This window comes from Acinetobacter seifertii (assembly GCF_000368065.1).
In the GTDB taxonomy this organism is placed as follows: Bacteria; Pseudomonadota; Gammaproteobacteria; order Pseudomonadales; family Moraxellaceae; genus Acinetobacter; species Acinetobacter seifertii.
This window is the reverse complement of record NZ_KB851200.1, coordinates 2,363,195-2,384,932: the sequence shown is the minus strand read 5'-3', so window position 1 is coordinate 2,384,932 and position 21,738 is coordinate 2,363,195. Positions and strand designations below refer to the sequence as shown.

Genomic DNA, 21,738 nt, shown 5'->3' with positions numbered 1-21,738 from the left:
TTATAGGAATTATGATTGGAATAAAAATTAAAAACTTTTTAAATAAATAATTTAGATCTATTTTAAATTTTATTTGGAGTGTTTTGTTAAATTAAGGAGATTAATTTTATAGATAAAGTATAAGTTAGTACTTAATGTAGAAATTTTATTATGGTATTTAAAAGGGAGTAATCATGGATATCTCATTGAACTATTTTAATGAAGTATATCTTCCTATAATTAAAGAAAATTATAAAATAACTTTTACTAGTTTTAAGGAGGGAGAGGTTTTGGTATTTGGTGATTTAGAGCGAGTTGAGGTCGAAGATAGTAAAATTTTAGGGGGAATCGAATTTTGGAGCTCAGGATGGTTGAGCATTCATTTAATTAATCTAGTGAATGATGAGGAGATATTAAATTCTTTGATTGCTCCAGATGATTGTGTGGATAAACTTGAATTATTAGAGATTTTTTGTAGAAAACTAATGGAGTTAAAAGTGTAAAGATAGTTCTTAAAAATTTATGACCTAAACCTAAAGATGGTATGAATAAAATGAATAATAAAATGTTACTTGTGATTAGAGAAATTCTTCAGTCGCGCTCATCTAATAATTTACACTTAGTTAAATGTCTGTCTGAAGGGAGTTGCACAAAAAATGAATACAAAGAGTTAATGAATTTAGTTGCGATTGAATTGTGTGATAAAGGATTTGATGATACTTCTGAACCTACAAGTTATGGACTTGAGCTTGAGAAAATAATCGATCAACTTAATCATTTAATTTGGCAATAAAATGGTGAAATAGAAATGTTTAAATTTCATTTAATAACAGATACAGATTCATATTCTGGTGTTTTAGAAGCTAAACAAAAAATTACTTCTAATAAGTTTTATAAATTAATGGAGTCCGAGTTTTATGGTAGTAGTGTTAGTGGTATAGTAGTTGTTTTGATGTGCCGTGATCCAGATAGTATTTTTAAACAACGATTACGTTTCTCTAAAAAAGAAAAAGTCTTATATATGGATATCATGCTGGATTATCATAAGTTTGTAGGCATGACGTATGAGCAACGTGTTACAGCGTTGTGTGAAAAATTATTGCAAGAAATGCCGCCGATTGTTAGAAAGTATAAGTTTGATGATTTTGATTTAGATAAATTAGAGAGTAATCTTACGACTTGGTTCGTTGAACATGGGTTTATCAATCATTTTTAATAATTTTAGATGTTTCTTATAATATCCTTATTTTTAAATTAATAGTTAAATAAAATCTTATCTTCACATCAATCGTTAAATTTATAGAAGAAATAATTGTAGGGGGGGATTATGTTGAAATTTTATAAAAAAACAAATGTAAAAAATATACATATAAGTGTTGATAAATATGTACCACTCACTGCAAATTTTTCTGACAGTATTAATTCTGAACGGCTTTGTTGCATAAAGATTTTAAAGATAGAGCTTTCCTAAGTTGCTCAAATTTAAGTGACAACTTGGGTATGAGCTCGACCTAATTCTGTAAAATTATTTAAGACGGCCACACGTGCATGGATTTCATTGACCTGACTGTCAAAACTCCTTGCACTGAGTTTATCAGCCAATAATTTGATGCAATGCATCTTAGTTTCAACCAAACTGCGCCGATGATGCCAGATCACTTTTTCCAATGCGCTTTTCCTAGACGTTTGACTGTTTTCAATAATTCATTTCTCTCTAAAGATCCCAATTTCTTATCTTTCCATGGCCTTGCATTTTTTTCTTGGAGGAATTACGGCATGTGCATGACGATCTGAAATCACTTGTCTGCACAATTTCGTGTCATATGTTCCATCGGTATATACAGAATCAATGCGTTCATCGGATGGGATTTGATACAGCAGATCACCCAAGACTTGTGAATCATTGACATTATTTGTTGTGAGCTGTACAGCTCGTATTTGCAAGGTTTTAGCATCTATACCAATATGCAGTTTACGCCATTGCCGATGATATTCAGATTGATGCTTCTTGCGTTTCCATTCACCTTCGCGTAAAAACTTTAGGCTAGTTGAGTCTACCAATAGATGTAGTCCTTCATGACTTTTTTGATAGCTGATCACAATATTAATCTGCTTTTGTCGTCTGCAAAGTGTGGAATAATCCGGTGGTGTCCAATTTAACCCACTGAGTTGAATAAGGCTTTGAACAAAGCCTGTGACCATACGCAAAGAAAGTCGAAAGATAGATTTGATCATCAAACAGCACTGAATTGTTGTATCCGAATAGGTTTGATTTCTTCCATGCTTAGCTTGTGGGTGATCATACGATTGAGTCTGAGGATCGAACCAAATTGAAATATTTCCTTGCTTGATTAGAACTAGGTTATAAGAGGACCAATTCGTTGTGCGATAGATTTTGGATGCAGGCTTCTTCATTTGGAAATTATATTGCTGATGAAGCCTTTAAGAATAACTTTGTGCAACAAAGCATATCAAAATCCAATGTTAGCCCTAATGATCTTAGCAATTTATTAAATAGAGTTAACGGTGCTAAAGCAACAAATATACGTGATATTATTATCATAAATACAGGAAGAAAATGAATGCCTGCAATTCTATGTAAGTGTGGAAATAGATTAAGCCTTGGAGCGATACCCAACCCAAATGAATGGTTAATGATATCGGATATTGAATATGATGAATTTCAAGGTGAAATAGATTCTGAAAAATTATATATGAAGTTTAAATCCCTAATCATCTGCCCAAATTGTAATAGATTAATTTTCTTTTGGAATGATTTTAATCATAATCCTATTTTTTATAAAGTTGATAATGAATGATGTTTATAATAGCTAATAAAATTTTGGAAAATAGCCTTAATAATCTTTTTAACTTATTATTTTGTATTTCTGTATCTGCGAAAAGTGTTTTTATAATATAAAAGATTACAGTTCCTAGCATTTACTTGTCATATCAAGATGACTCAGTCAGTATATGAGTGATTACTCATATTAAATACTCGCATTTCGACTCATGCCAGAAACTCTCCCAGACCCACGTAAACGTCCGCGTCAAGCACGCTCAGTGGCTACCTTTGAAGCTATTTTAGAGGCGGCTGCTCGCATTTTAGAGTCGTTAGGCTTTGCTGGATTTAACACAAATGCCGTGGCTGAACTTGCTGGCGTAAGCATTGGTAGCCTATATCAATACTTTCCATCTAAAGATGCTTTACTTGTCGAGTTAATTCGACGTGAGCGCACTAAACTCTCAAGTCGTATTGTTGAAGCCATAGAGCAAAATGATGCCTCAGACTTAAAAGAAAAACTAAAACTGATCATACAGGCTGCTGTGCAACATCAATTGAGCCGTCCACAGTTGGCACGAACTCTTGAATTTGCTTCTGAACTTATTGGAAAAGACATAGAGGAAAGTGAGCATCAACATGAGCTTGAAACCATAATTTCGGATCTATTTATACATTCTGGTATTTCACATGCACAGATAGCTGCACAAGATGTAATTGCTTTAACTAAAGGAATGATTAACGCAGCAGGCATAGCAGGGGAAAGTGATTTAAATTATTTACAGCAGCGAGTTGAAAAAGCTGTGTTTGGGTATTTGGGGCTGACTTAAATATTATTGATTTGTAGGTATGAAAATGCATAACTTTTTATGACATCTTTAATTGATTAATCAAAAAATTAAAAAGCTAATCAAGGCATAGTTTTATACATAATCTATAGGATATGTTACTAGAGGCTGCTTTAAATATAAGATATATTTAAACAGGATTTCGCTAAATTTTTACAATACTCTCTATTCTGGTTATATGATTTTAGTAAGGCTATTTTGATAATGAAATTATTTATAAAACTTCTTTTATCTTTAGTAGCCATTTTTATTATACTTTTGCTTGTCACATCATCCTTCTTTCTACAATCAAAATTTTTTGAACTTACACATTCGAACTGGATTGAAGTGAAAAATTATAAAATTATAAATTATGAAGTTTATTGTTCAAGTAAGCCTTGGCGAAGAGGGATGGATAGGAATGCTCGCGGAGATATAAAATACCAATATACGTATGATAAAAGTACTAAGGTATCAGAACAAGATGATTTCTTGATTGTATATAGATTGCTGATTTCCGAAAATTGCGAAGAGATGAAAGAGAAAAATATATCTATATTTAATGAGCTAAATAAAAATAATAAAATAAAAGTTTTTATTTCTCCAGATTTAAATGGATCAAAAATATTAATAACAAAAAAAGGTCTATCATTTAGAAATTCATGGATGATAAACCTTATTTTAGAAATCCAATTAATATTTTTAATCTTAATTGGTTTAATTATATATTTAACAGTTACTTCTAAAAAGTAAATTGTTGAACATTACAATCTAAAACTATTGAAACTGTTTTAAAGCTTCTTTTGCTGGTTCATATCCATTGTCAGCAGCTTTTTGGAACCAAAATTTAGCTTTTTCATAGTCTGAGTAAACATTCGCATACATATAGGCTAGATTGTTTTGAGCCTCAGGTATGCCTTTCTCAGCTACTTTTGTATATAACTCTAAAGCTTTTTCATTATCTTGTTTAACTAGGCTACCTTCTGAGTAAATATTTGCCAAATTATATTGAGCCTCAGAAAAATTTTGATCCGCGGCTTTCTTATATAATTCTAGAGCTAAATTAATATCTTTTTTTACTCCATTTCCTAAGAGATAAGCATTTGCTAAATTATATTGAGCTTTAGCATATCCTTGATCAGAAGATAATTTATAAAACTCTAAAGCTTTTGATCTATCTTTGTTTACATAATAGCCATTGTCATACATGAGTCCCATATTATATTGAGCTTCAGGAAAATTATTTTTTGCAGCTTTCTCATACCAATAGTAAGCTTTTTCTTCATTTTTCGGGATTCCAATTCCTTTGAAATACATTCCAGCTAAATCATTTTGTGCGATAGGTGATCCCTTTTCGGCTGCCATTTGGAAGTAGGAAAAGGCTTTTTGATAGTCTTTAGGAACACCTTTGCCTAAGAAATATTTACCACCTTGTTCATATAATTGGTTTGTTTCACCTTGATTAGTATTTTGTGATGACAGTGGTTTTGAGCAGCCTATAGTACCTAGAATAGTGAAACTTAGGAGGCTATAAATTATTAAATATTTTAAACTCATAATATATCTCTTTTAGATTAATCTGCTCCAATTATGTGCCATTCTAACATTGGTTCTCTTTTGATGGCTTCTTGCTTTGCTTTCTCGGCTGCTTTTGTTTCAACTTGATCTAATATATCTACTGCATCGAGAACGCCTTGAGCAGTTTCTATAGCAGTTTTTGTTTTCCCAACTGTATTTCCTAACTCGTCACCTTTTCCTTTTAACCAGTATTTCAAACTTATTGCAGCACCCGCACAAGTCAGACCGACAACTGTAGCCTTTCTAGGATCTAGCCGTTTTATTGCTACTTTAGTACATTTTCCTACAGCAGCAAGCCCAGCGATTTCACCTGTCTTTTCACCTGCTTTAGATAAAACTAATGTAGAAGATTTTGTTGCAAGTGCTTCAGGATTTCTGTCAACTATAGCTAATGTTAACTCTACTCCATCTGCAAAATTACCTGCTTTTGATCCTAATTTATCAACCTTGCTACCGAATTTTTTAGTATCAAAGACTTTTGTATGCTGGTTACCTTTAAAAATTCGCCCTGTCTCAGGATTTTCTTTATAAAATCGGAAGTCTTTAGCTTTTTCTAATCTCTCTTTACTAAACAACGGAGTATTTTTTGAATGAACAAGACCCCATCTAAAATTGTAATTGTCTACTACAGAGGTTCCATCTTTTAAATACCCTAATACATCTGAAGTTTTTGCAGCTACATTACCTGCAGTTTCAAGATGTTCTTTAGTAAACACTGAAACAGGCCTACCATTTTGATTTACTTTCTGTTGTAAATCTTTTTGCTCATTTGCCATCTTCATTACTCACAATACTTTTCGAACATTCAATTATTTATGATAGTTGCTTCTTAAATAATCGCCTTTCTCATTCGTTTCTTGTAATAAATCAATCTCTTTCAAAACCTTAGGACTTACTAAAATTATTTCACGGACTAAATTGTTTTCTATTCTTAATATGGGTTTAAATTCACCACTAATTAAATTTTTAACGGACAATATTGGAAAGTCATCTTTAGGACATACGAATACTGCTTCACCATCTTTATTTGTTCTACATTCCATAAGAATTTTATTATTATCATTGCTTAAGTTAAATTCTAAATTTGGTATAGGATCTCCTATAAAATCTAGGAATTTAATATAAGTATTATCCTCAATAGTTCCACCAAAACGACTAATATAGTAGTGCCATTCATCGCCACCAATTAGAACCTTAACTTTTTCTTTTTCATTAGATTTTATGCGACCAGTCCTACCATACTGGTCAAGGAAGCCAGTTTTCACTTGTCCATTTGAATGTAAAACAGAATATTTAATATTTGATGTATCTGGGAATAGATTATAAACATCTAATTTATTGCTAAAAGGGGATTGAACGTTAGGAATCTCGGGTAAAGAATAATTAGCTTTTTCACCGCTTTTAAAATGATGTTGTCCAGCTTTCGGCTCAAATTTCCCTGGTGTAATCAGGGTAATACCATCTTTATTAATAATGATTTGAGAACCACCAGCCATTAATAACCTCAATTTTTATAAAAATATTCAGAATTTTGCATTGATATAGCCTAAAATAAATGCATATCAAATGTCTCGTTATTTTACGTAAAATATGACTTTCATCATAGCTATTCAATTAAACGATAGCATTATTGTTGCAGCTGACAATAAAAAAGTAACTTTGAATAAAGATTCAAATATAGAATTTTCTACTGCGAATGATTCTAAATTATATGCTTGGGAACAAGGTATTATTACGGGTACTGGAGAATTATATGTTGTTCAGCAAACAGTTGATATATTTAAAAATATAGCAAAATCTAAACTAAAGGCTTTATCTGAATGTTTAGATATTTCTAAGAGATTACGTACCTTAGAATTAGGTCAAAACCTTGATCAAGTTCAGAATGGTAAACTACTTTGCTCTAGTTATGGTCAATCTGGTGCGCAATTATATAAAATTGAAAGATTTGATAAAGAATCTCAGCATACGCTGAAAAAAGTTTCTCCCATGGAGATTATTATTTGGTTGTTTCATCCAAATGTAGACTTGATTGCAGATAATTTGAAGAGGCTCTATTCTGATCTCAGAGATTATTCTTATTTTTCAAATCAAGTTGATTGGATCAATTATTATATCAATAGGCTTACACCAATTTATCAAAAACAAAGTGAAGTCGATCCATTTATGAGTCAAAGCTTTGATGTCTTTTTTCAAACAAAAGATGAGCATTTCTTTGGGCATATCCCTAATACACAAAATATTTCTTTAAGTTTCCAACAAGTTTTTAAAAAGAATAGCTATATTAAATAGAGATAAAAAATTCGAAATAAAGCTAGATTTTACGATGGCTATTACCTTAGGCATAGCTATAAAATTACTGGCTTAAAGCATCACTGGTTTGATAAAAAGTTATACCCGTTTACAGGAAACTTTCTTCATACTTCACATACCCATCTTCAATTGCAGGAATAATCTCTACAAACTCAAAGTAGGGCACTGTACAAAATTCAGAGTCTCGAATCGCATCAATCACAAAATAATAATCTTGCAGAGATGTAGTCTCAAACACAGCAATATCACTGGCTTTAGTACTAAACGCTTCAACGTCATACCACCGAACTTTTACAGTTGGGTACTTCTCAAAAATAGGCCCAAGCTTCTGTGCACTAAACTCAGCCCGCTTTTCACGAGCTAAAGCCAACCAAGCAGGCAAAGCTCTTAAATGAATAAAAAAAGTATAGGTTCTAGACATAACCACTCCATGACTGGACTGAGTTGTAGTTCAACTGAAAAAGACAGCATTTGCTTGTCATCTCAACATGACTCAGTCAGTATATGAGTGATTACTCACATTACATACTCGCATTTCGACACATGCCAGAAACACTTCCAGACCCACGCAAACGCCCACGTCAAGCACGTTCCTTAGCTACTTTTGAAGCTATTTTAGAGGCGGCTGCTCGCATTTTGGAGTCTTTAGGCTTTGCTGGATTTAACACAAATGCCGTGGCTGAACTTGCTGGCGTAAGCATTGGTAGCCTATATCAATACTTTCCATCTAAAGATGCTTTAATCGTCGAGTTAATTCGACGTGAGCGTGCCAAGCTTTCAAATCATATTGTTGAGGCCATAGAGCAAAATGATGCCGCAGACTTAAAAGAAAAACTAAAACTCATCATACACGCTGCTGTGCAACATCAATTGAGCCGTCCACAGTTGGCACGAACACTAGAGTTTGCTTCTGAAATCATTGGAAAAGACATTGAAGAAAGTGAACTTCAACACGAGCTTGAGGCCATAATTTCTGATCTGTTTATACGTTTTGGCATTTCACATGCGCAGACAGCCGCACAAGATGTAATTGCTTTAAGCAAAGGAATGATTAACGCAGCAGGTATAGTAGGGGAAAGTGATTTAAATCATTTACAGCAGCGCGTTGAAAAGGCTGTGTTTAGGTATTTGGATTTGAGCTAAAAAACTTTTTTATTTCCTTCCATAAGCTTGATTTAAAATAAAATAAATTTTACATCATTATTTAGATTTTCTAATTAATTGCATGTGCGATATTCATTTAACTAAAATAAATAATGATTAGTTAGCACAAGTAATACAATTGTAGTATTTCGTATTGCCATACCCATTACTATCATTAAGAAATATAACTTTAATTAATATAGATAACATTTAAAAATGCTAGACAAAATTAAATGCGACGCCTTTTCGGCCGTTGTTGAAACAGGAAGTTTCGAAAAAGCTGGTAAAAAATTATGTGTATCTCAGTCAGCAATTTCTCAAAGAGTTCGATTACTAGAGGAGAGATTAGGAAATGTATTATTAGTTAGAGAAAGACCATGTAAACCAACACCATTTGGAGCTGAGTTATTTGCTTATCTTCAACGAGTATCTTTATTAGAGAATGTTTTTTTAAAATCGGTCATCGATAATAATAAATTTAAGCCGTTACCCATTGCTGCGAGTATCGGTACATTTGAGTCATTGCTTTTCCCTATATTAGCCAAATACTGTCTGTCTGAGTCTATTACAATAGACGTAAAGATTGATACGCTTTGTAATACTATCGAACTCTTAAAAAGAGGAGAGGTTCAGGCCTGCATTACTTCCGAGTCTGAGATAATCAGAGGGTGTACAAGTGTATATTTAGGTAATATGGTTTATTGCCTAGTTGCCTCAGAGAATTTTATTAATAAATGGTTTAAAAATGGAATTAATAGAGAGAGTCTGCGTTTAGCTCCTTTAGTTTTATTTAATGAAAATGAAAGAATATATTTCGATTTTTTAGAATTTAACTTCGGACTAAAAAAATCAATGATTCCTTTTCATATTATTCCTTCGACTGACTCTTATATTTTTGGACTTGCTTGTGATATGGGCTACGGAATAATACCTATATGCAAGATGAATCAGGATTTATCGAATCAGGGCATAAAAGAAATTTCAAAAGAATATAGGATTAAGATTCCATTATACTGGCATCAGCTTTCTTATCTTTCTCCAGCAGTTTTAATAATGAATGATATTATTATTAAGCACTCAACAACAATCTTGGCTACCATAGGGAATGAAGATGCTTAAGCATGAGGGTCAAAGTCCACTCGAGATATACAACTCTATGATTGATGATGGCGTCGTTCTTGCAGATCCGTCTCAGCGACAAGCTATTGAAACATTAAATGAGATTTGGAATAAAATTGAAAACCAGTCTAGTCATTTCTTTAGTCCCCAGATTAAAGGTCTATACATGTGGGGAAGTGTAGGGACAGGCAAGACATGGATTATGGATTTATTCTATAACTCTCTTAATTTTAAAAAGAAAATGAGAGTGCATTTTCATCATTTCCTAAAAGATGTTCACAAGCAGCTTATTGCCTATCGGGGAAATAAAGATCCTTTAAAGCTGATTGCTAATGACATAGCAAGCAACTATAAGCTCATTTGCTTTGATGAGTTTTTTGTATCAAATGTTGCCGATGCAATGATACTTTCAAATCTATTTAATCTGCTATTTTCAAAGAAAGTGATATTGGTTGCTACCTCGAATATTGATCCGGAAGATCTTTATAAAGATGGTTTAAATCGCGATAGATTTTTAGAGACCATAGATCATATCAATAAGAATTGCACGGTCTTGAAAATCGGTAATCAACTCGATTACAGAACCATCAAAGAAAGCAACGCCAATGACCATGAACCGTACCGGGTTTGTCGGAGACTTTTTTATTTAAGTTAGGCCACCTGACCTAACGGGTTAATCTTATCATAGTACATTGCTTCAAACTCAAAAGGCGATACATAACCCAGTGCACTGTGTACACGCTTTTTATTGAACCAATCTACCCAGTTTAGTGTCGCAAGTTGTACATCTGCTAAACCTTGCCAATCTGCTTTTAAATATTCAATCACCTCTGTTTTGTATAAGCCATTCACCGTTTCAGCCAAAGCATTATCGTATGAATCACCAGTTGTACCGACTGATGCTCGTAAATTTGCTGCTTCCAAACGATGGGTGTAACGAATAGAAAGGTATTGCACGCCTCTGTCGGAATGATGAATTACATTCTTTGGCATACCGCGAGCATGTAACGCTTGTTCCAGTGCATCAAGGACCATGTCTGTATTCATCCGTGTTGATACTTTCCAGCCAACAATTGCCCGTGAGAAAACATCAATCATAAAGGCGGTATACACCCAGCCTGAATGGGTTTGAATATATGTGAAGTCTGCGACCCACAGCTGATCTGGATGATCAGCACTAAAATTCCGTTTCACCAAGTCGGCTGCTCGTTTTTGATCATCTCTGCTACGTGTCGTTTGTTTGTTCTTACCACGCCAAACACCTTGTATTCCTAGCTGTTGCATCAATCGAGCAACTGTACAGCGCGCAACAATATAACCTTCCCGTTTCAGTTTTTGCCAGACTTTACGTACACCATACCGACCTGAACTTTCCTGCCAAATTCGTTTAATTTGTTCAGCATGATGCAGGTCATGTAGATCTCTTTTCGCTCGATGTTCTGGATTGTCCGCAAGATCTAAAGTTCGATAATAGGTTGAAGTTGCGATTGGTAGAATTCTACAAATCGCCTCAACACCGTATAGGTCTTTATGGTTATGAATGAAATCCACCATTATTTGTGTGGGCGGTCGAGCTCCGCCTGGGCGAAAAAAGCAGCTGCTTTACGTAGAATTTCATTGGCTCGCTGCAGTTCTTTATTTTCGCGTTCAAGTTGTTTAATGCGTTCTTGGTCTGAAAGCTGCTGTACTTTAATTGGATTCTGTTGATTCAAATGCTTCTGATGCCAGGAACGTAGTGTTTCAGGAGTACAGCCAATCTTGGGAGCAATTGCTGTGATTGCAGCCCAAGTAGAAGGATAATCTTTTTCGGATTCAATCAATAATTGAACCGCTCTATCTCTGATTTCAGGGGTGTATTTTACTTTTTTCATCGGGACATTCTCTCAAGAAAAGTGGTCTCCGACAAACCCGGTACGGTTCACCATTTCTATAGATTTCCATTAAATCAAGAATCAGAACAATGGCTTCATTCGGTTTACCAGCAGCTTACAAATAACCAAAAAGAACTCAAGACGAGCATCTTAATCAACCATAGATCAGTCGAGGTTAAATCTTGCTATAAGAATGTGATTTGGTTCGACTTTGAAAACCTTTGCCGAGAAGCCAGAAGCCCAGCTGATTACATTGAGATAGCAACGCAATATGACTATGTGCTCATCAGTGGAATTGGTGATTTAACAGATAGAATTTATGATACCGTGAGACGTTTTATTTATTTGATTGATGAACTTTATGATCAAAAAATCAAACTATACTTTGCTGCTTCACAACCATTAAATCAATTATATAAAGGTGAGAGACTTAAATTTGAATTTCAAAGAACGTATTCACGATTACAGGAAATGCAAAGCATAAGTTATAACAAGGAACTTCAGGAGCCTGCTTGAATATATAACGATGCTTTGCATGACTAACACGCAGGTGGATTAAGCAAAAAAGTACGATTTCTCTGGAAATTTTGACTTATATCCATTCTGCAAAAATACTTCTAATGCTTGAATTATGTCGGCTTGTTCCTCGGTACTAATTTCCTTTTTTCTATTGTTTTTAAAGTCTTCAATAATATATTGAATGTCAGCGTTATAGTCCTTAATAAAAATATCTGAACTTAGTCGAGTTTTAGGTTCAATATTGGCAAGTAGTGGTTCTATTTCTTCAATATTTTTAAAAAATTCAATACTAAATTCTCCAATTTGAAGAATGATATAACGGCTTTCAACCTCAATATCTTTATTTGCAAATCTATGTCTAACATTGGGGGGAATTTGAAAAAAGTCACCCTGATTAACAATATATTTCTGCTGCAAATCTGGTAACTCAACCTGAATAGCGCCTTTTGAGCAGTACACAAGATCGGGGATATGAGTATGCTTATGAAACGGAAACAGGCTATCTTTTAAATTACACAGCACTATCCTAATATCGCGGTCATAACAAAACTGATGCATTTCCATTGATCATTTTCCTTGTCCGATTAACTAATTTTATAAAGTTGTTCTGGCGTAAATATGGGTTCACTGAGATGCTTTTGAAACAATTCAACCCAATCAGTCGAGACAGAATCAGCCGCATCAACAATCGCTTTGGAAAAGTTACGTTCATTCTGCCAGTATCGGGTAAGCACACCGAAAGAGTAAAAATACTCCGAGGGCTTTATAGTCCCTCTACGGTTTTCCATCAGTTTGTAGGTCTCGAAACCATCTAGCATTAAACCTCCAGTGTTATATTCATCCTCCATATTCGGGACAATATTCTTTTGCTCTAACAATGATTTAACCAATGCTGAGGGATGTTTGTAGATATCAAAGTCTTGACTGATCGTATTCACCACAAGATCAAAATCAAATGAATGCCCTAGATCATCAATGAGCTGTACATGGCTATCCATTATTTTTAGAGGTTTACTGTTATAGCCAAGTTTAAGTGATTGAAGTAGGCCAGCTTCAAATAGGCATTTCAGCTTTTGTGCATTTTCCAGTGGGATTGGTACGGCAAGGCGAATGAATAAGTGATCAAATTCTTGGTCGTAGCGTTTTTTATCATGACTGCTTAAATAGCGGTAAAACTTCATTCTTCGTACTTTAAGAATGATCATATTAATTAAGTCATTAAGCTCTTGGTGCTCCAGATCGTATTTCAACTTTTCATAAGCATTTGCAAATTTCAAGTTGCACAAATCATTGAATGACACTTCACCGTTAGTTGCATTTTTAAGCTCAAGGTCAAGCAGATGAAGAATATCATCTAGTGATAAAACCTGATTTAAGTGGTGCTGCAACTCAGGGAAAGATTCATGAGTGAAATACTTAAAGTCATAGTTAGGCTTATTGCCTCGTACTGCTGGAAAGTATCCCGAACGACTGACAACATAGGCTTTGAAGTTTTCATCTGTCACGGCCTTCTGATAGCTTGAGAAGGCTCCGTTTTCAGTTACAAATGATCCTTCGCTAAATAGAGTGATGACCGTATCAACACCACTAGGGCCCATACCGCGAACAAGAACATTTTGCTTATGATCTTGTCTCATAATGTCATTAAGTCTCATTAAGACTTTTTGAAAAGGGTAGGGTTTTACGAATAAACTTTTTTCGGAGTCTAAACGACTTGCAGTCCAGTGTCCGATAGTCAGTAACAGCTTAGAAAACCCTTTTAATTCAATGGTTCGATTTAAGTTTTGATTCTTAATAACTAAATTATAACCGCCTTTAGCCTCGTAGCCATCGATAGCTTCATAGCCATTGTAAACTTCAACTTTTATACGATTTAATTTGGCTAACTCTAAGTATTTTTTGAATCTATCATTCAGATAGATACCAAACAAAGCTCTAGGGTAAAAAGCGTTAGGATCGGGGAAGACTTGCGATTCACCAGCCAAAGATTTCTTATAAACTAGGTGGGGGTAATGAGTCATCAGATGGTTTTTATTTTCTGCCATCCAATCTACAAAGTCGTTATCCCAAAGCGACATTGAATGGGCAGGGTTATTACACAGATGACCAGCTAACAATTCGTCTTTGTCGTATGGATTCCCATGTCCCATAGATTCACGCATTTCAACAAGAGTAATAGAGCATGACTTATGATCAATCTCTTGATTTAGTAATTTTTTTACAAAGCTGATGAAGGTACACGTACCTGAGAATCCCATTCCAATGATACAGAACTTTTTCAAAGTAATATCGTCCATAAAAATGTAAATTCAGGAAGTTAAAAATTAACTTCCTGAATAATATGAGTTAGTTCAATTTCTGAAGGGCTTCTTTAATACGTGCTGCGGCTGCTTTTAGAGTCACTGGGTCACGTCCGCAATTCATGCGTATGTAATGTCGGAGGCTATCGATGTTTTCACCAAAATGCATGCCTCCAATAGAAGCAACTTTTGCTGTCTCCAAAAGATATTGATCGGCTGAATCAAATCCTAGCTTTTGGATTTTGTCGCCATACTTTGACAAGTCCAAGAATAAGAAAAATCCACCTTCAGGCTCAGTCACTTCTAAACCAGTGCAGCTTTTCAAGTCTTCAATGAATGTCTGCATGTTCTGTCTTGCCACTACCGCACGTTTCTTTGCAACGTCATCCATGTATTCTTGCATTGCTTCATGTGTCGCAATTTGGGCATAAGTCGAAGCAAATGAGTTTAAATTCACCTGTACTTTTTCCATAACTTTAATCAGTTTGTCCGAAGCACAAATATATCCAGATCGGTCGCCGTGCATTCCATAGGTTTTACCGGGACCAGTAATATAAATGGTGTAGTCCCACATAGAGTGTGTTTGGTCTTTAAACTGTTGGGTAATATTTGAAATATTTGCAGGCTTAGTATTCAAAATATGTGATTCATACGGACAATCAAAAAGCACATAGATTGGGCTTAGACCTTTTGATAAACGTTCGGAATTTGCAGTCAAAATTACTTTTGAAATCGACTCTAATTCATCACGAGTATAAATTTTGCCAGAAGGGTTTAGGCAGTCACCAAGAATGATAATTTTGGTCTTATCAGTAATGGTTTTTTCTAACTCAACTATATCAATCGCTTGGTTATAAAAGTCTTTGACATAGATTGGTTTAGCTTTACCTAAGTGCAATTCAATCATGTCTGCGTAATGAGGCCAGTTTGGTACTGGGTAAATCACTTCATCGTCTGGATTTAGAAGTGTATGAAATACCACGGTGATAGCACCCTTAATACCGCCAGGAGTGACCATGATTTCAGTATCTGGATTGAAGCTGATATCACGTAAACGCTTCACACGCTCAGCAATAGACTTTCGTAAGAAAGGGAAGCCTTTGACTGGGGCAAACTCATGGATAATTGCAGCATTATTTGAAATATAACTCTTAACTGCATCATCAATGCCGCTATTGGTCTTTTCATCCAAAGTACCAATACTTAAATCAATAACCTGATCATCTGCGCTAGACTTTTTATTTAATTCTAAAATTTTCGCCTTAGTTCCGTGTGTAATTGATTCACGTAAATTCAAGGCTGCTTGTGAAATACCTAAGTTTTGCATTATGAAATCTCAAAATCCGTTTTAATTAAAGTGATACAGCTTGATCAAACATTGCATTCCACATCTTAAGCTGGGCTTTCAATGTTTCATTTGCACCAAACTTAATCTCATCAAGGTCTTCTTGGTTATTACAGTTGTTATGTACACACTGTTTAGCATCTTGAGCGTGACGATCTTCGACGCCATTTTCGATATGGGCGTTAAAATAGACCTCAACTTTCTTAATGAATTCACTTGGATCAAGGTTTTTGTTATTGAATCGGAACGCTTCGCGGAATACGGTAAGCATCTTATCAGCATGGTTTTCTAGGGCCATGACTGCTCCTAACATGCGAGGATAACTACCCGTAATCAAACCTTGGATAGTATCTCGATACTGCAATGTCTCTGCGATGATTCGATCACTATTCTTAGCCTGTTGAACCTTCATCTCTGGAAGATTGTATTCTGCGGCGCCAAATACATTCAGCGCATTCTCCATAAAGATTTCATGGCACTTGGCTTTTTCACCCATACCAGTTTCTTCACTTAAGATGTGAGTGAATAGGACTAGAGTGTCCATATCGTTTTCAAAAGCAGATCGCGAACATACATGAGCAATCCCTTTTACGGTTAGCTCAGTACGATAGAAGAAATTGTCACGAAATAAGATATATGATTCTGGCGTCCATGAAGTAGAAGTCAAATGCTTGAAATAATTGTTTTGGAAAATTTCATGATCATCCATTTTAGTAATGAATTCATCTAACTCAGCACTAATCGTTTCTTTACAATCAACATTTCCATTGATGATTACTTTAGAGTTCATTCTTGAATTATCCTTTTATAATGAAATTTATTTTTTACAGCGAAATTTTTATAACAAAGAAATAATCAAAAAAAATCAGTATTAAATATTTTAATGTTTGATAAAATTATCTAATATTTATGTGATAATTTATATTTTAGTGTAGTTTGGCTTGGTTAAAAATCAAAAATGGAATTTTAAATGTATCTTTTAGAAGATTTTTCAGTACTGCAACTTTCAATAATGTTAATAACAATAGTATGCTCTTATATTATTTTTGGAATGGTGGGTTTTGGAACTGCATTAATTGCGAGTCCTGTATTACTTAACTTTTTGCCTCTCTCACAAATTATTCCACTATTAGCTTTACTAGATATGTTCGCTGCCATTTCAAATGTCATTAAAGATGGTAAGAAGGCAGACTTTTCTGAATTAAAATTTCTAATACCACTTATGTTTGTCGGTAGTTTTCTTGGCTTTATACTGCTGATGAGAGTTAATGCAAGTTACGCACTGCTAGCATTTGGTATATTTACTCTTTTATATGCGATTTACTCATTAAGTGGCTTTAAGCCCCAGAAAAAACTAGAGAAAAAATTTGTTTTTCCTTTTGGGCTATCTGGTGGTTTCTTAGGGGCTATGTTTGGTAGTGGTGGGTTTTTATATGCAATTTACCTCAATGGGCGAATCGAAACTCCAGAAAAAATCCGTGTCACTCAAACAACATTAATTGGATGCAGTACGGTTTTTCGAGTCATTCTATTTACTACAGCAGGTGTGTATTTTTCTGATAACTTATTGTCACTTGCACTTCTGTTTATCCCATCGATGTTGATAGGTGCATTCATTGGCAAGCGAATTACACTCAAATTGTCTAAGCAGCAATTCTTGAAAATTATTAATTTTATTGTACTACTATCTGGAATATCGATTATTGTTAAATACGCTTTAACCGTATAGATCTATTATTATTAATATCTAAACTAATTAATTTGGATATTAATAATTTCACTCTTGAATTTATTTTATTTTTTAATAATGAAGGATGAAATACATATACTGCTTTATAGAAAATATTAATCAATGCATTGATGCCTGTAGTGGAATAAAATCAATTAATTAATATCCATTTATAAATTTTAATAAATACAAGCCAAGAAAAAACCGCTAATAGATAGCGGTTTTTTCTTAATTAACTAAGTCGAAACTTACCAGCTTAACGCACCACCAGTTTGGTAGTCAGTTACGCGAGTTTCGAAGAAGTTCTTCTCTTTACGTAAGTCCATCATCTCAGACATCCATGCAAATGGATTCGTTACACCAGCAAATTGCTCTGGTAAACCTAACTGAGATAAACGACGGTTACAGATGAATTTCAAGTATTCTTCCATCATGCTTGCGTTCATACCCAATACACCACGTGGCATTGTGTCACGTGCATATTCGATTTCAAGCATTGTGCCTTCAAGAATCATTTGAATCACTTCTTGTTGGAACTCGGCAGTCCAAAGGTGAGGGTTCTCAATCTTGATTTGGTTAATCATGTCGATACCAAAGTTCAAGTGCATAGACTCATCACGCAAGATGTATTGGAACTGCTCAGCAACACCGTTCATCTTGTTACGACGGCCCATACTCAAGATTTGAGTAAAGCCACAGTAGAAGAAGATCCCTTCAAGTACGCAGTAGAATGCGATCAAGTTACGAAGTAAACGTTGGTCGTTTTCAGGAGTACCTGTGTGGAAAGTAGGGTCACTTAAAGATTGAGTGTACTTAAGGCCCCAAGATGCTTTACGCGCAACAGATGGAATCTCACGGTACATGTTGAAGACTTCGCCTTCATCCATACCTAAAGATTCGATACAGTATTGGTAAGCGTGAGTATGAATTGCTTCTTCAAATGCTTGACGCAAAATATACTGACGACATTCAGGGTTAGTAATGTGACGGTAAATCGCCAATACCAAGTTGTTCGCAACCAAAGAGTCCGCAGTCGAGAAGAAACCTAAAGAACGCATAACAATAGTGCGCTCATCTTCGGTTAAGCCATTTTCAGACTTCCAAAGAGCGATGTCATGGTTCATGTTAACTTCTTGTGGCATCCAGTGGTTTGCACACCCGTCAAGATACTTCTGCCAAGCCCATTCGTATTTAAATGGAACAAGCTGGTTCAAGTCAGCGCGACAGTTAATCATGGCTTTGTCGTCAACCTGAACGCGTTGCGCGCCCATTTCTAGCTCTTCAAGGCCAGGGGCAACGTCTAAATGTTCTAAGGCTGCAGAGGCTCTAGCCATTGTATCGGAGGCAACTGTTGGTCGCACGGAATGGGTTCCAGCGGATTGTGGAGCTGCCACGCTCGGCGATGATGGCTGCGCAGTAGATACATTCTGCGAATCTGGCGTTTTTTCCGGTTGGATGGCCGCAGACTTGTGTTCAGGTGCAGCCGGTTTTTGCGAATCATCTTCAAAATCGTCCCAACTAAGGATAGACATTTTTGTTCTCTCTTCGTTGTATATATCTATATTTGACATCTCTTAAACGAAGATGTCCCTACTATACGCTTTTAATGTGTAAACAAAATTAAGTTTTATTAATGTATGACCAAATTTTGGGCCTTTGGTCTCTACTCACTACAACTTATTTTGCTTACGCTGTTGCTTACGTATCGTAATGAATGCGTAAACCATCGGCATATAAAAGAAAATAAAGGCAAAGATTAATACTCCAACACCAAGCATATAATTATGGCTGAGATGAGAAAGCATAATCTTTACCTCTTTTAAAATTGCTCTTTAGTGAAAAAGAGCAATTTTATTAAATGTTACTGACATTCTATTTATGTTAGAAGTGTATACATAAGAATAAATCCTTTATTTACAGTAAGATAACCTGTAATCTTTAACAAAAATAGTGAAAAAATGTATACATTTCTTCATGCCAATAAATTTGATGTTGTTTCACATCTAGAAATATCGTATTACAGATACCTCAAAATTTGGTTTCATTCTATTGAACTAGGATGAATGCAATCATTATATAGATCACATTATATTGTGTATAGGTTCTTTAAAAATTCTATATCTTGTGTTTAAGGATTAATCAAAGAAGCTATTGACTTTTATAAATGCTGTCAGATTGAGGGTTTGTTAGCTCTAACAGTGACAAAAAATAGATAGGAATGGAATTTATAGATATGTATTAATGTATACGAATCAAAAAAACAATAAAAAAAGAAAAACAATCCAAAATAACGATTGTTTTATGGTTAGGGTAGTTTAGAGATATTACCCACTACTAAGGTTAGTGAGTAATATTATCTATATATCATATCTAAATATTCAGCTCGGCTGTAGGGATGTATTGCCCATCTATCCAATCGTAAAGTTGAATATCACAAATCCCATTCAAACGATGTCCTAAGACCATTGCAAATAATGAGGGGGCTTTAATAAAGAGATGCAGTTTGGACAATTGATTGTTGGATTTGAAAGAAACTAAAGCTGATTTAGCCTCTCTAACTGCAAGATTCAGAGTTTCAATACTATCAATCACATTAGTACTTTCTAAATTTAATTTAGGTAATCCCTTTATGCCAAGACTACTAGTAGATTCAATATCTCTTCCTATAGAGGTAGGGAATCCAATAGTAACAATCGCTTCAGTTTCACCTTGTTGTTCATAAGACTCTAGTTTATTAAAAAAAGTTCCGTCTTTTTTATGATGGTTATCAGTGCGGTAAAAAATGCTGTTATGTTCTATTTCAAGTAGAAAATTTCGTGTAGCACTGAATATATAACCAAGCATACAGGCGCTAGACATCCGCTGTTTACCATCAATGAGAATAGTTCGTCTTTCCCCACAATTATGGATAAACTCACCAACAGAAATTGCTTGTTGAACTAAGTTTTCCCAATCACTAGAGGTTTTTTGTAAACGATTAGGACTATTGAAATCGCTAATATTTAAGTGTAATTCTTGATACTGGATTGATGATGAAAGGTTAATTTTAATAGGATTCGATAGCCAAAGATTTTTATCTTCTTTGAGAGCAAGTAGGATAAGCTTTTCAAGTTCTTTACGATATATAGGGCTAAAGGAGGAGCGGGAAATTAGATGTTTAAACTGCTCTCTGAGGTTTTTGATATCACGAGGAAGTAGCTCGATAACAGGTAGATTTTCCGTGATTTGACCTATAAATATTGAGTCGTTGTCGTCTTCAGTGAAAGATAGAAAATCAACATGATCAAGTGCGAATTCAGCCAGTGAAGCTTCATATCCTTTTTCGGTACACCAGTTAATAATCTCTTGCCGACTAGTCTGTAAAACCACAGAATTTGCGCTGTATGAAGAGCCAACACCTCTAATTCGCTCAATATCTGCAAAGAATGGGTCAAGAGTAGATGAATAGCTAGGGCATACTAATCCAAAGCGAGTAAAATCATTCGATGGGATATCAAAAGCCTGTTTGAAGCGTGAAATTTCTTCCCAAAATTTTGCAGGGGATAAGGGGTGATTTTTAGCTTCATACATAACTCGTTGCAAAGTTTTTTCTGAAGAAAAATAGCAAGCCTCAATATCACCTATTGACTCGCTGACGAAGTGACTAAATGCACTTTGTGAAAGCCACAAAGGTAAGCTTCTCAATACAAAAGCATCTTGATACTCAAACCCTACTCGTGCAATTGCACCACCAGTAGATTGTTTTTCTAATAGACTAGCACTCATTATTGTCTCTCAAAATCTAAAATAGATTGGAAGTAAGAGCCATCAGGTAAGTAAGTATGGGCACTACCTTCAAGGTTGTTATCCTTTAAACGAAAAATTAATAAAACCACGAAGTTTGCACCAACTTTAGGATCAGATATCAATTCTCTCATTGTGTAATGGTCTTTGCTGCTAGGTTGTATGCTAAAAAGGGGATGACTATGCCATTCGCCTAAATAATTAAATCTTTGATAATTATTATTTGTTGATTTGTGAAAAAGGCGTATAGCTTTAATAGCATCTTTAATCCCTCGTACAAAGGAAGCAATAGCTCCAACTTTTTGCACAGTTAATAAGCTGACTCTAAAATGATTTATACCTATATGCTCACCCATCAAGACACCACCACATTCATGGATTCCAGATTTTAGTAGAGCTTTTATCAGCAAATCTTGTATGTCAGTAGGAATGGATATTGTAAGCATCAGA

25 protein-coding genes, 1 pseudogene and 1 other annotated feature are annotated in these 21,738 nt (G+C 34.7%); of the genes and pseudogenes, 12 read left to right on the top strand and 14 right to left on the bottom strand.

Annotated elements, in window-relative coordinates:
- The first annotated feature begins 173 nt into the window (after positions 1 to 173).
- From F985_RS18710 to F985_RS18700, 3 genes are read left to right on the top strand one after another with little or no spacing between them, the layout of a single operon-like run.
- Positions 174 to 482: a hypothetical protein gene (locus tag F985_RS18710; RefSeq protein ID WP_004703595.1), complete on the top strand. Its 309-nt coding sequence runs from the start codon at positions 174 to 176 to the stop codon at positions 480 to 482.
- 50 nt (positions 483 to 532) lie between these two features.
- On the top strand, positions 533 to 772 hold the full coding sequence (locus F985_RS18705) for a hypothetical protein (RefSeq protein WP_146162868.1): 240 nt from the start codon (positions 533 to 535) through the stop codon (positions 770 to 772).
- Between the two features lie 15 nt (positions 773 to 787).
- Positions 788 to 1,195 carry a hypothetical protein gene (locus tag F985_RS18700; RefSeq protein WP_004703592.1) on the top strand — a complete coding sequence of 136 codons (408 nt, stop codon included), beginning with the start codon at positions 788 to 790 and terminating at the stop codon, positions 1,193 to 1,195.
- 266 nt (positions 1,196 to 1,461) lie between these two features.
- Here F985_RS18700 and F985_RS18695 read toward each other — a convergent pair.
- A pseudogene (locus F985_RS18695) lies at positions 1,462 to 2,394 on the bottom strand (IS5 family transposase).
- Positions 2,395 to 2,561: 167 nt separating this feature from the next.
- On the opposite strand from F985_RS18695, the gene F985_RS18690 reads away from it, so the two are divergent.
- The 3 genes from F985_RS18690 (at position 2,562) to F985_RS18680 (ending at position 4,341) form a co-directional block, all read left to right on the top strand.
- Positions 2,562 to 2,798: a hypothetical protein gene (locus tag F985_RS18690; protein ID WP_004703589.1), complete on the top strand. Its 237-nt coding sequence runs from the start codon at positions 2,562 to 2,564 to the stop codon at positions 2,796 to 2,798.
- 193 nt (positions 2,799 to 2,991) lie between these two features.
- Positions 2,992 to 3,591, top strand: coding sequence for a TetR/AcrR family transcriptional regulator (locus F985_RS18685; protein ID WP_004703586.1), 600 nt, complete (start codon positions 2,992 to 2,994; stop codon positions 3,589 to 3,591).
- A 222-nt stretch (positions 3,592 to 3,813) separates the two neighbouring features.
- Positions 3,814 to 4,341 (top strand): hypothetical protein, encoded by a 528-nt coding sequence (locus F985_RS18680; protein ID WP_004703585.1) that lies wholly within the window; start codon positions 3,814 to 3,816, stop codon positions 4,339 to 4,341.
- Positions 4,342 to 4,365: 24 nt separating this feature from the next.
- Here F985_RS18680 and F985_RS18675 read toward each other — a convergent pair whose 3' ends face one another.
- From F985_RS18675 to F985_RS18665, 3 genes are read right to left on the bottom strand one after another with little or no spacing between them, the layout of a single operon-like run.
- Positions 4,366 to 5,145, bottom strand: a complete 780-nt coding sequence (locus F985_RS18675) for a tetratricopeptide repeat protein (RefSeq protein ID WP_004703580.1) — start codon at positions 5,143 to 5,145, stop codon at positions 4,366 to 4,368.
- Positions 5,146 to 5,162: 17 nt separating this feature from the next.
- Positions 5,163 to 5,942: a hypothetical protein gene (locus tag F985_RS18670; protein WP_004703575.1), complete on the bottom strand. Its 780-nt coding sequence runs from the start codon at positions 5,940 to 5,942 to the stop codon at positions 5,163 to 5,165.
- 33 nt (positions 5,943 to 5,975) lie between these two features.
- On the bottom strand, positions 5,976 to 6,662 hold the full coding sequence (locus tag F985_RS18665; protein ID WP_004703573.1) for a hypothetical protein: 687 nt from the start codon (positions 6,660 to 6,662) through the stop codon (positions 5,976 to 5,978).
- Positions 6,663 to 6,756: 94 nt separating this feature from the next.
- Here F985_RS18665 and F985_RS18660 point away from each other — a divergent pair, with 94 nt between their 5' ends.
- The gene (locus tag F985_RS18660; protein ID WP_004703572.1) at positions 6,757 to 7,458 is read left to right on the top strand and encodes a hypothetical protein; all 702 of its coding nucleotides are present in this window, start codon (positions 6,757 to 6,759) and stop codon (positions 7,456 to 7,458) included.
- Positions 7,459 to 7,567: 109 nt separating this feature from the next.
- Here the strand turns inward: F985_RS18660 and F985_RS18655 are convergent, their stop codons facing one another.
- Positions 7,568 to 7,900 (bottom strand): darcynin family protein, encoded by a 333-nt coding sequence (locus F985_RS18655; protein ID WP_004703571.1) that lies wholly within the window; start codon positions 7,898 to 7,900, stop codon positions 7,568 to 7,570.
- A 122-nt stretch (positions 7,901 to 8,022) separates the two neighbouring features.
- Between F985_RS18655 and F985_RS18650 the strand changes: the two genes are divergently transcribed.
- The 3 genes from F985_RS18650 to zapE (F985_RS18640) all read left to right on the top strand — a co-directional run bounded on the left by F985_RS18650 (position 8,023) and on the right by zapE (F985_RS18640) (position 10,396).
- Positions 8,023 to 8,622: a TetR/AcrR family transcriptional regulator gene (locus F985_RS18650; RefSeq protein WP_004703570.1), complete on the top strand. Its 600-nt coding sequence runs from the start codon at positions 8,023 to 8,025 to the stop codon at positions 8,620 to 8,622.
- Positions 8,623 to 8,838: 216 nt separating this feature from the next.
- The gene (locus F985_RS18645; protein ID WP_004703568.1) at positions 8,839 to 9,741 is read left to right on the top strand and encodes an ArgP/LysG family DNA-binding transcriptional regulator; all 903 of its coding nucleotides are present in this window, start codon (positions 8,839 to 8,841) and stop codon (positions 9,739 to 9,741) included.
- Positions 9,734 to 10,396: a cell division protein ZapE gene (zapE, locus tag F985_RS18640; RefSeq protein WP_004703566.1), complete on the top strand. Its 663-nt coding sequence runs from the start codon at positions 9,734 to 9,736 to the stop codon at positions 10,394 to 10,396. The genes F985_RS18645 and zapE (F985_RS18640) overlap by 8 nt, the downstream gene beginning before the upstream one ends.
- On the opposite strand, the gene F985_RS18635 is transcribed toward zapE (F985_RS18640), so the two are convergent.
- Positions 10,393 to 11,612, bottom strand: a protein-coding gene (locus F985_RS18635) for an IS3 family transposase (RefSeq protein WP_085945696.1) whose coding sequence is annotated in 2 segments (ribosomal slippage) — positions 10,393 to 11,336 and positions 11,336 to 11,612 — 1,221 coding nt in all. Because the reading frame shifts where the segments join, the coding sequence is not laid out codon by codon here. The genes zapE (F985_RS18640) and F985_RS18635 overlap by 4 nt on opposite strands.
- Positions 11,221 to 11,337, bottom strand: a sequence feature (AL1L pseudoknot). (Overlaps the previous gene by 117 nt.)
- Positions 11,613 to 11,633: 21 nt before the next feature.
- Here F985_RS18635 and zapE (F985_RS0104590) point away from each other — a divergent pair.
- Positions 11,634 to 12,128 (top strand): cell division protein ZapE, encoded by a 495-nt coding sequence (gene zapE / locus F985_RS0104590; protein ID WP_025469195.1) that lies wholly within the window; start codon positions 11,634 to 11,636, stop codon positions 12,126 to 12,128.
- Positions 12,129 to 12,167: 39 nt separating this feature from the next.
- On the opposite strand, the gene F985_RS18625 is transcribed toward zapE (F985_RS0104590), so the two are convergent.
- From F985_RS18625 to F985_RS18610, 4 genes are read right to left on the bottom strand one after another with little or no spacing between them, the layout of a single operon-like run.
- Positions 12,168 to 12,695 carry a cupin domain-containing protein gene (locus F985_RS18625; protein WP_004703559.1) on the bottom strand — a complete coding sequence of 176 codons (528 nt, stop codon included), beginning with the start codon at positions 12,693 to 12,695 and terminating at the stop codon, positions 12,168 to 12,170.
- Positions 12,696 to 12,715: 20 nt separating this feature from the next.
- Positions 12,716 to 14,428, bottom strand: a complete 1,713-nt coding sequence (locus F985_RS18620; RefSeq protein ID WP_004703558.1) for an FAD/NAD(P)-binding protein — start codon at positions 14,426 to 14,428, stop codon at positions 12,716 to 12,718.
- A 49-nt stretch (positions 14,429 to 14,477) separates the two neighbouring features.
- Positions 14,478 to 15,758 carry a pyridoxal phosphate-dependent aminotransferase gene (locus F985_RS18615; protein WP_004703555.1) on the bottom strand — a complete coding sequence of 427 codons (1,281 nt, stop codon included), beginning with the start codon at positions 15,756 to 15,758 and terminating at the stop codon, positions 14,478 to 14,480.
- Positions 15,759 to 15,783: 25 nt separating this feature from the next.
- The gene (locus F985_RS18610) at positions 15,784 to 16,566 is read right to left on the bottom strand and encodes an iron-containing redox enzyme family protein (RefSeq protein ID WP_004703554.1); all 783 of its coding nucleotides are present in this window, start codon (positions 16,564 to 16,566) and stop codon (positions 15,784 to 15,786) included.
- 180 nt (positions 16,567 to 16,746) lie between these two features.
- Between F985_RS18610 and F985_RS18605 the strand changes: the two genes are divergently transcribed.
- Positions 16,747 to 17,505, top strand: coding sequence for a sulfite exporter TauE/SafE family protein (locus tag F985_RS18605; RefSeq protein WP_004703552.1), 759 nt, complete (start codon positions 16,747 to 16,749; stop codon positions 17,503 to 17,505).
- Positions 17,506 to 17,753: 248 nt separating this feature from the next.
- On the opposite strand, the gene F985_RS18600 is transcribed toward F985_RS18605, so the two are convergent.
- From F985_RS18600 to F985_RS18585, 4 genes are all read right to left on the bottom strand, one after another.
- Entirely contained in the window at positions 17,754 to 19,037 is a 1,284-nt protein-coding gene (locus tag F985_RS18600) for a ribonucleotide-diphosphate reductase subunit beta (protein WP_004703550.1), read from the bottom strand.
- A 138-nt stretch (positions 19,038 to 19,175) separates the two neighbouring features.
- Entirely contained in the window at positions 19,176 to 19,310 is a 135-nt protein-coding gene (locus tag F985_RS18595) for a hypothetical protein (protein ID WP_002120013.1), read from the bottom strand.
- A gap of 565 nt (positions 19,311 to 19,875) precedes the next feature.
- Positions 19,876 to 21,270 (bottom strand): CD-NTase-associated endodeoxyribonuclease Cap4, encoded by a 1,395-nt coding sequence (gene cap4 / locus F985_RS18590; RefSeq protein WP_004703546.1) that lies wholly within the window; start codon positions 21,268 to 21,270, stop codon positions 19,876 to 19,878.
- On the bottom strand, positions 21,270 to 21,734 hold the full coding sequence (locus tag F985_RS18585) for a Mov34/MPN/PAD-1 family protein (protein ID WP_004703545.1): 465 nt from the start codon (positions 21,732 to 21,734) through the stop codon (positions 21,270 to 21,272). Before F985_RS18585 ends, cap4 begins: the two co-directional genes overlap by 1 nt.
- Positions 21,735 to 21,738 lie beyond the last annotated feature (4 nt).